Source organism: Vibrio sp. 1F169 (genome assembly GCF_041439605.1).
Lineage (GTDB): Bacteria > Pseudomonadota > Gammaproteobacteria > Enterobacterales > Vibrionaceae > Vibrio > Vibrio tasmaniensis_A.
Window position 1 is genome coordinate 41,144 of the sequence record NZ_JBGOOI010000033.1, and the last position, 9,104, is coordinate 50,247.

The window sequence follows — 9,104 nt, forward strand, 5'->3', positions numbered from 1 at the left end:
CAGACCTACGTGGCACTATTCTGTACACACTTGATTACGGCCGTTGGCTTTAGCTCTGTATAGGGCTTTGTCTGCACGATAGAAGGTACGCTGAGTATTTTCTCCATCGCGATGCAAAGTGATACCGATACTAACGGTTAAACCGCGCTCGCCGAGTATTTCATGCCACCCAAATTGGAAGATACGCTCTCGATAATTTTCAGAGTGCATTTCTGCTTTCGCAAGGTCAGTATTCTCAAGGATGACAAGGAACTCTTCTCCGCCAAACCTGACACATGACGCGCCTCTAAACTTAAAGTAAGAACGCAGTTCTTGAGAAACGCTGACGATCGCTTTATCACCCACTAAGTGGCTCAGTTCATCATTGATTGACTTAAAGTGGTCGATATCGATAACCATTAATGCGAAAGGCGTTTCGTGTAGCAGTAGATCCTTCAGTTTCACATCTAACCAGCGACGGTTGTGTAACCCGGTCAGTGGATCGGTGAAAACATCTTGTTGTAGCTGAGCAACTGTATTTTTATGTTGCTCTGTTGTCTCTTTAAGCTCTTTGTTCTCTTGTTCGGAGAGAATGAGTTTAAGTTGTAATTCAAACCGAGATAGACGGCGCAGTTGGCTTGCACCAAGTTCGCTGATCGGGATCTGCTTCATCAGATCCGTTTCAATTCGGTAGCCTTTCTTCTCGTAGCTCAGCGCTTCTTCAAAACGACCTTGATTCAAACATACATCACTTAGAGAATCATAGAAGCGCTTCGCAAGCACAGGTGACGAGCCGGGCTTCACACGTTTGTGGGTGCTCGACAAGATCATACTTGCATAGTCTTGCTTTCCGGTCGCACTCAAGCAATGTGCTAACTCTAGACGAGTCATGGTCGCGAGCCAACTTGCTTGAGTACTGTTGGCTGGATATTGAATTTTTGACAGACAACGAAGCGCTTCATGGTGCTTTTTCTTAGCACGGAGCACTTTTGCTTGATACAACAGTATCTGAGCTGTGAGTAGCTTATCACTCACTAAAATGCTCAGTTCTTCGCATTCGTTCAGTAAGTCGCTGGCCGCCGTTATTCGGTTGAGCAGTAGCAGACTTGCTACCATATAAAGCTTGAATTTCAGACGAAGTGATCGACTGCTTATCGCGTGATCTATGCTATTGATTTTTTGGTAGTAGCGAAGAGCTCTGCTGTGGTCTCCGTAAGCGTCACACAGGTTCCCCATACCTAAGATAGCCATTACATATTCATCGATATGTCCGTGCTCAACGGCGATTGTCGATGAGCTGACGAATTCATTCAGTGCCGACGTGTAATCACCAATTTCAACCAAGCGATTACTTAAGCTGGTCTTTACCGTAAGAATATCTTCTATATCTGTAGGAAGGTGGAGTAGGTCGAGTGCCAGTTTCAATTCATCAATACTGGTTTGATTTTGTTGTAACTCGGCGCGGTACTCAGAGCTGATGATGTAACAGTGTGCTTGTTCTGTTTGTGTCGTCGAAACGTGTTGGCGAATATGATTCCAGAATATGATCGCCTCTTCACCCGATACCGATGAAGGATCTAGACCTGCATCTGTAATCTTGCTTAATAGGGTTTCCATCATTCTGTTACCTCAGCATCGTCTTCTTCTAGTTGTTCAAGAGTGAACGGGAACGTCAAAATATCGTTGAGGCTGACGGTCGGTCTCGAACCTTTTAATCCTTTTCTGTGCCATGGATAGATATCTAGCATGGTGGTCAGAGTTTTGAAGATCTGGTCAGCAGCTTCGTCTTTTTCGGAAAGCATAAGAGCCACACGTTCCGAACTTAGTCTTGCAATGAAGTCGTTCTGATTACACAAGGTATGTGCTATCTCGGTACAGACATCTAAGTAATCGGTATCGATGTGATGGAACATGATGATGCAGTGATTAGAGCGTTTAAGCTCCGTCTTAAATAGTACCAGTTTTTCCCACCAGAAGGTTTCGGAAACGACATAAGAGAGGTGCTTTTCCGGGTCGTGTTCGTGTTGACCTCGAATGCGGTTAATTAGCTTACGAGCTCTCTGTTCAAGCTGGCGTTTTGAACTGCGCGCTTTGTCTAAACCGACACGATTTGTTTGTTCTTTAAGCATGCCGGTAGAATATTGACGATACTTCTTAAAAGCGATCAATGCGGCTTCAAAATCTTGATTTTCTTCTGCGACTAAAGACTGTTGATAACAAATTTGGCTAAGCAATTCGCCATTATCGAATTCGTTTGCTGACTCTTCTGCCAGCCTTAGCAACTCGGCGGCTTGTTCTGGCCTCTTTCTTAAGAGCTCCAGTCTAGCTCGGCTGATGTAGGAATGCGCTTTCATCCATACAAGGTTGTGCTCTACTGCTAGCTTGTGCGCTTTGGCTGTGGCTCGTTCTGCATCATCCAAACGTTCAAGGCCAAGTAGGGCAAGGCCTCGAAAATCCCATACTTCAGCGTGCCAAGTATTATCTTTATATTCTTTTAGTGCTTCTTCTGCACCGTCGAGCACCGATAGCATTTCAACATAGTTGTTGAGCAGGTAGTAATCCCATGCGAGAAGTATTCTTGCTTTGCCTTCTAACCAACCAATGCGGCTGTTATTCGCTACTTTTACAGCGAGCTGGTGGGTAGAGCGTGCAAGTTTATATTCGTGAGTCATTCGCCAAATGTTGCCAAGGCCAATGAGGCATTCAATTTGAATCTCCACTTCATCAACCAGTGCAGATTGTTCTAATGCATTGATCCAGAACTGTTGGGCGGAGTAATACTTGGCTTGTCCCCAGAATTGGAGAGCGTGTAAGTGGAGAATTTCAGGGAGAAAATGATCGGTATCTAATCGGCTTTGGCGTTTGTAGGCTTCCTTGATGTATTTTAAACCTTTCTGGTAATCCATAAGGTTCCAACAACATCTCGCCATTAACATGAATGACTGGATAGCGCCCTCTTCAAACAGAACTTGCTCTGATCTGACTAGGCATTGTTGTGCGATCTCTAGGATCACCAATGGCTCAGAATCAACGCGAGTTTTGAGTTGTTCTAGTTCGGTTTCAAGAAGGTACTGATTTTTGTCCAAGGCTTAGATCCATAATTATCGAACATATTGATAACACAATCATTATAGGAGTGTGATTGAGGATAAGCATCAATTATCTCTCGCTGAGCATAAAGGGGACACGTATCTTTTCCAATTCTGGGTGTTATCTCATGCTTTTGCTTTGAAATCAATGAGTTCTAGAGCGCTTGTCTAGATGGTAAATCTCTATGAAAGCAATTGCTTAAGAGTTAATGGCTGCTCTGTCACACCTAAGCGTTGTGCTGCCGTCAACCCTTGCTTATCTTGGTAGCACAGATTGTGCCAAGATCTAAATATGTCGAGTAATGGAAGAATGCCCCCAGGACGAAGTTTACGTCTTGGCTCATTGATGAAGCTATCAAATAACAACTGAAAACGTTGTTGATAGAACTTTGTTTGCTGAATTGAAGCTGTATTAAACCACTGTTTTGGTTCTGGATTGTTACCGGTTAGGTAGCAGATACCTTTTTGACTGTCACCTTGACTCGCGATAGCCCAACGATCGCGCCACCAACTCATATGAACGATGTCGATCTTTTCAAAATTTTGGTCATCTTGCCAACCTGAGTCTTCCTCTACATACATAAGGTCAACATTTTGACTCTGAATACGCGGCAAGCAAACGCTTAGAGCGGCAGATCTTAGTAATGGGTCTTGTGGCATATAGATCGTGACATGCTTATTCTCATCACACATATCAAGCACGTGTAGGAAGTGAGCATAGGAAGTATAAGGCGGTCGAATTAGCGCGCCCTTCGAAGGGTAACTGAATGTCGTGAGGTTCCCCATTGGATCCTCGACATTACCTCTCGCAAGAATCACTTGGTATTGCTGCTCAATGCGCTCTTTCAGTTTGTCAGACGGCTGAGGAAGTTCGAGATTCGCTTCTGAAGAGTGCTCTTTAGACACAAAGCGTGCAACGTCATCATAAGGGTTGTGATCAGCACTTCCAGATGGTTCTTCATTTTGAGAGTAATTGACGTGTTGGCAAAGGATGTAGCCAGAGTGTGCCTCGCCAGTCGCTATCCATACCACACCATTGTTGCTTTTCGGTTGCAGGCGTTGGTAGTGAGAAGCGAATTCGTAATCTTTAGCATGGTTGACCCAACGAGCATCGATCATCGCTAACTTGCGACGACAGCGACTGGCGATATGGTCAACATGATCATAGAAAGTCTTTGGATTGATCTCTAACTTTCTACAAATTTCACGTACTGAATATCCCATGAACAATAAGCCCATGAGGTTCTCTTGAAACTGAAGTTTTTTGTTGGATCCTGACCACTTATCAACGAAGGTTGATTGGCAGTCTTTGCATCTGTAACGCTGCCTATCGCCACTGTAGCCGAAGGCATGATAAAGATGTTTGTGGGTATGAACCGATAAGCCAAAGTTATCGCAATCATCATTACGACAAGCAGGGAGCCCGTCGCTGTGAAGTTGTCTTAGGCGATGAAGTTCGCTTAACACTTCACGATTGTTAAGTAAGGGGGGGAAAGCTCCACATTCACGACAAACCATCGCTGGACGCTTAGGGTTTGCGTGTTGCAAAACATACCGTTTTGCATCGCTCAAGCCAAAGTTGTCACACGCCAATGTTTTACAAAAGTTGAGTTGCAAACCATCCGCATCTTTTGGCAGCTTGTCGTTAGACACGATCTCCCCCTCGGGATTATTTGAGCAGCCAAGTGAGCTTGGCTGCGGGGTAACGCTTTTCAATGTATCTTATCAATTCGTTAGATGTTGATTGCAGTCTCTAGAGCAACTTTCATCATGTCGTTGAAAGATTTTTGACGATCTTCAGAGCTTAGTTTCTCACCACGGATGATGTGGTCAGATACTGTTAGGATAGTTAGAGCTTTAGCACCAAGATCCGCAGCAACACCGTAGATACCAGCTGCTTCCATATCAACACCAAGGATGCCTAGCTTTTCCATTTTTTCGAAAAGGTCAGCTTCTGGAGTGTAGAAAAGGTCTGCAGAGAATACGTTACCAACTTTAACTGGAACTTCTTGTGCACGTGCTTGGTTTACGGCTTCTTCTAGAAGACCGAAATCAGCGATTGCCGCGAAGTCATGGTTGTTGAAACGAATGCGGTTTACTTTTGAGTCAGTCGATGCACCCATACCGATAACAACGTCCATTAGTTTAACGTCATCACGTACCGCACCACAGCTACCTACGCGAATAACGTTCTTTACGCCGTACTCAGCAATTAGCTCATGTACATAGATGCAGCACGATGGAATACCCATACCGTGGCCCATTACAGAAACTTTCTTACCTTTGTAAGTGCCTGTGTAACCAAACATGTTGCGAACGTCACAAACTTGCTTCACGTCATCAAGGAATGTTTCTGCAATGTATTTTGCGCGAAGCGGGTCGCCTGGCATAAGTACAGTTTCTGAGAAATCACCAGCTTGAGCATTAATATGAGGTGTAGCCATGGTCGTTCTCCAAAGTTTTAACGGTAATTATAGGAACAGGGTTTTATTAATTACCGATTCTGTTGAATTGAATTCGTTTTGTTGAGGCAATATTAGCGAGTTAAAACGAGGCTCCGTGAGATGTTTGTCACAAATTTGCTCTACCTTTAAAGTATTATTCATATAGATAACCAAATATGTTGAAAGTTTAGAGGCAATCGATTTTGTGTGGTTAAATTACGCTATGTCCAGACGAAAAACGACAAATAAAGGCCTGTTGCATATCAGCTTGGAGCAACAATACGTTGTCGCGACGTTTGAGCAGCGATAATCTAAACTTTGATAAAAAGACAAACCAAGGAATTGTATGTCGTATTGCGCTAACTCGACGCCTTTGCACTCAATGAGAACACAGATACGTAAGGTAGCTTTACCTCTAGTGAGGGTCACCTTGTTTGTGGCAGCGATGGCTTCGTCGTGTGTGTCTGCTGCAACTTTTGAGTTGCCGCCAACTGAAAGTCGTATTGTCGGAAGAATACAGCAGCATGAAGTGGCAGCGGGCGAAACGTTGGCCATCATTGCTAAGCAATACGATATTGGTTTTCTCTCTTTAATGGCGGCAAACAAAGGCGTTGATCCTTTTCTTCCTGCTGAAGGTTATGTGTTAAGTATTCCTAGTCGTCTGATTCTGCCGGATACGCCGAGAAAAGGCATTGTGATTAACCTTGCCGAGTTAAGGTTGTACTTCTTTGAACCTGAGAAAAATCAGGTGCACGTATTTCCTGTTGGCATCGGTCGAGTGGGGCGAGATACCCCAGAGATGATCACTAAGATAAGCCAAAAAAGACCCAATCCGACTTGGACGCCTCCAAACTCAATTCGTAAAGAGTATCTAGAGAAAGGGATTGAGCTACCAAAAGTGGTTCCTGCTGGGCCGGAAAACCCTCTGGGCGAGTATGCATTACGACTTGCTTATGGTGCAGGTGATTATCTGATACACGGCACCAATAAAGACTTTGGGATAGGCTTGCGAGTCAGCTCCGGCTGTATCCGTATGGAACCTAAAGATATTGAGTGGCTTTTTGAACAGGTTAGTCGTGGTGAGCAAGTCACAATAATCGATGAGCCTATCAAAGTGTCTTTAGAGCCAGATAGAAGCGTGTTTGTTGAAGCTCACGAACCATTGACGCGAAGCGACGGCTCTAAGAAATTATTGCAAATCCCCGTTGAATTAAAATGGTGGCTTGAAGATGCAGATCTACCAAATTCAAAAGCGAAAGCGGTGATATTTGCTCAAAATGGCGTGCCTGTTGAGATAGCACCACCTGTGATTGAGTTCTAATTTGATTGCCTCTTCTGTAATAAGGGGCGTTTATCTTTGTTTACTCGAATTAGTACCTTCTACTCGAATTAGTAACGCCGAAAAAAAGCACCACATCCGTTAAGAGGTGGTGCTGTCTATTTACTGCATTTTGCGACTGATTTAATCTACAGCTTAATCGCACTGAGCTCTCAAACTATTTAGTGTAAGACTCTGCGATGTTGTCGATACGGTCGTTAGCACGATCCGCTTCTTCTTTTGCTGCCATAGCGGCTGCAGCTGCTTCTTGAGCTTTCATTTCAGCTGCCGCTTTATCGCCTTTAAGTGCTTCAACTTCACTGGTTAGCTCAGCAACTTGGTTAGTCAATTGATCCATTTGTGACATTGCAGCTTCTTCTGGCTCAGAAGAACAACCAGCTAAAATGAAAACTGAGGCTGCAGCTGCGATTAACGTCTTATTCATAAGAACTCCTTGCTTATTTATCATCAAAAGATGCGCTATACATTCTTTATCATATAGTCGCTTCATTAATGATTGTAGCGACTAATTTTTTAACTGCAAAAACAATAACTAGAGAAATTACTAAATTTTTGAGGTAATTAGCTGAGCGTCACGTTATGTCTCGTTTATGAGATGGAGGGGTGAGAGCCGGTTTTGATGTGTTTTGGAGAGTTATTTCTTTACGAACAATGCATACAATGTGCTAGCAAACGAGAGATAAAGGGATAAATTTTCTGTGATCTCTATCCTTATAAAGTACTTTCGCGGTATCATGTCACGTTAAATTAATTTTATTCAATACCATCATGACTGGAGAGTCCTTTGCACTTTAAAGATTTAGGCTTAGATAACCGCTTACTGAAGAACTTAAAACATTACGACTTCAAGAAGGCGACAGAGATCCAATCAAAAGCGATCCCTGTTGCTATTGCTGGTAAGGATCTATTGGCTTCATCAAAAACGGGATCAGGTAAAACATTGGCGTTTGTGTTGCCGATGATACATAAAGCATTAAAAACAAAAGCGTTTTCTGCTAAAGATCCTCGTGGTGTAATTTTGGCTCCTACTCGTGAGCTAGCAAAACAAGTTTACGGCGAGCTGCGTAGCATGCTTGGTGGTCTGTCTTACGAAGCCACACTTATCTTGGGTGGCGAAAACTTTAACGACCAAGTTAAAGCCCTGCGTAAGTACCCTCGTTTTATTGTTGCGACTCCAGGTCGTCTGGCCGATCACCTTGAGCACCGCTCACTGTTTTTAGATGGTGTTGAAACGCTGATCCTTGATGAAGCTGACCGTATGCTAGATTTAGGTTTCGCACCTGAATTGCGTCGTATCGCGAACGCAGCTAAACACCGTCGCCGTCAAACGTTGATGTTCTCTGCGACACTTGATCACGCGGAAGTGAACGACATTGCAAATGAAATGCTAGATTCGCCTAAACGCATCTCAGTGGGTGTTTCTAACGAACAGCACCTTGATATCACTCAGAAGTTTTACCTATGTGACCATCTAGATCATAAAGAAGCAATTCTGGATCGTGTTATTGAAGAAGCTGAATACCGTCAGGTGATGATCTTCACGGCAACTCGTGCTGATACTGATCGCCTAACCGAGAAGTTAAACGAGAAGAAGCTTAAAGCGGTGGCATTGAGCGGTAACCTAAACCAAACGCAACGTAATGCAATCATGAGCCAGTTCGAGCGTGCGGTTTACAAGATCTTGGTAACAACAGACGTTGCTTCACGTGGTATCGATATTCCAAACGTAAGCCATGTTATTAACTTTGACATGCCTAAGCATACAGAAGAGTACGTGCACCGCGTTGGTCGTACTGGTCGTGCGGGTAACAAAGGTGATGCAATCTCTTTGGTTGGTCCAAAGGATTGGGATAGCTTCAAGCGTGTTGAGCTTTACCTTCAACAAGATCTTACCTTCTCTGTACTTGAAGGACTAAAAGGTAAGTTCAAAGGTATTAAGCCGCGTAAACCTGCTTTTGCTAAAGGCGGGCCTGCGAAGAAGAAAACCAATACTCAAGCTAAGAAGACGCCGAAGAAACCGGTTAAGCGCGATAAGAGCTTCCACAAGAATGTGGCAGTGGGTGATACAGTATTTATCCCTAAGAAGAAAGTTGCGCCAAAAACTGACGACGAGTAATCAACTCGTGTGAGCTAAAAGATGATGTTTATAAAAACAGATCTTTATACAAGCTAGCGTAAACAAAAACCGCCTATGAAGGGCCAACACCTATCATTTAAGGTGTTTAGATCGCACAGTGTAGCGAGTCTTACTAA

Annotated in this window: 7 protein-coding genes; 2 read left to right on the forward strand and 5 right to left on the reverse strand. The window is 43.8% G+C overall.

The features are described 5' to 3' along the window. Window positions 1–15 precede the first annotated feature (15 nt). From ACED53_RS13815 to deoD, 4 genes are all read right to left on the reverse strand, one after another. Window positions 16–1,596 (reverse strand): GGDEF domain-containing protein, encoded by a 1,581-nt coding sequence (locus ACED53_RS13815; RefSeq protein WP_029225485.1) that lies wholly within the window; start codon window positions 1,594–1,596, stop codon window positions 16–18. Beyond that, window positions 1,596–3,065 (reverse strand): hypothetical protein, encoded by a 1,470-nt coding sequence (locus ACED53_RS13820; RefSeq protein WP_009845832.1) that lies wholly within the window; start codon window positions 3,063–3,065, stop codon window positions 1,596–1,598. The genes ACED53_RS13815 and ACED53_RS13820 overlap by 1 nt, the downstream gene beginning before the upstream one ends. 186 nt (window positions 3,066–3,251) lie before the next feature. Then, window positions 3,252–4,721, reverse strand: a complete 1,470-nt coding sequence (locus ACED53_RS13825; protein ID WP_029223173.1) for a lactate dehydrogenase — start codon at window positions 4,719–4,721, stop codon at window positions 3,252–3,254. A gap of 80 nt (window positions 4,722–4,801) precedes the next feature. Continuing rightward, window positions 4,802–5,512, reverse strand: a complete 711-nt coding sequence (gene deoD, locus ACED53_RS13830; protein WP_017100923.1) for a purine-nucleoside phosphorylase — start codon at window positions 5,510–5,512, stop codon at window positions 4,802–4,804. Between the two features lie 346 nt (window positions 5,513–5,858). Here deoD and ACED53_RS13835 point away from each other — a divergent pair, with 346 nt between their 5' ends. Next, window positions 5,859–6,833: a L,D-transpeptidase family protein gene (locus tag ACED53_RS13835; RefSeq protein WP_017100924.1), complete on the forward strand. Its 975-nt coding sequence runs from the start codon at window positions 5,859–5,861 to the stop codon at window positions 6,831–6,833. A gap of 175 nt (window positions 6,834–7,008) precedes the next feature. On the opposite strand, the gene ACED53_RS13840 is transcribed toward ACED53_RS13835, so the two are convergent. Further along, on the reverse strand, window positions 7,009–7,275 hold the full coding sequence (locus ACED53_RS13840; RefSeq protein ID WP_009845829.1) for an Lpp/OprI family alanine-zipper lipoprotein: 267 nt from the start codon (window positions 7,273–7,275) through the stop codon (window positions 7,009–7,011). Window positions 7,276–7,635: 360 nt separating this feature from the next. Between ACED53_RS13840 and ACED53_RS13845 the strand changes: the two genes are divergently transcribed. Beyond that, window positions 7,636–8,967 (forward strand): DEAD/DEAH box helicase, encoded by a 1,332-nt coding sequence (locus ACED53_RS13845; protein ID WP_009845828.1) that lies wholly within the window; start codon window positions 7,636–7,638, stop codon window positions 8,965–8,967. The last annotated feature ends 137 nt before the right edge of the window (window positions 8,968–9,104 follow it).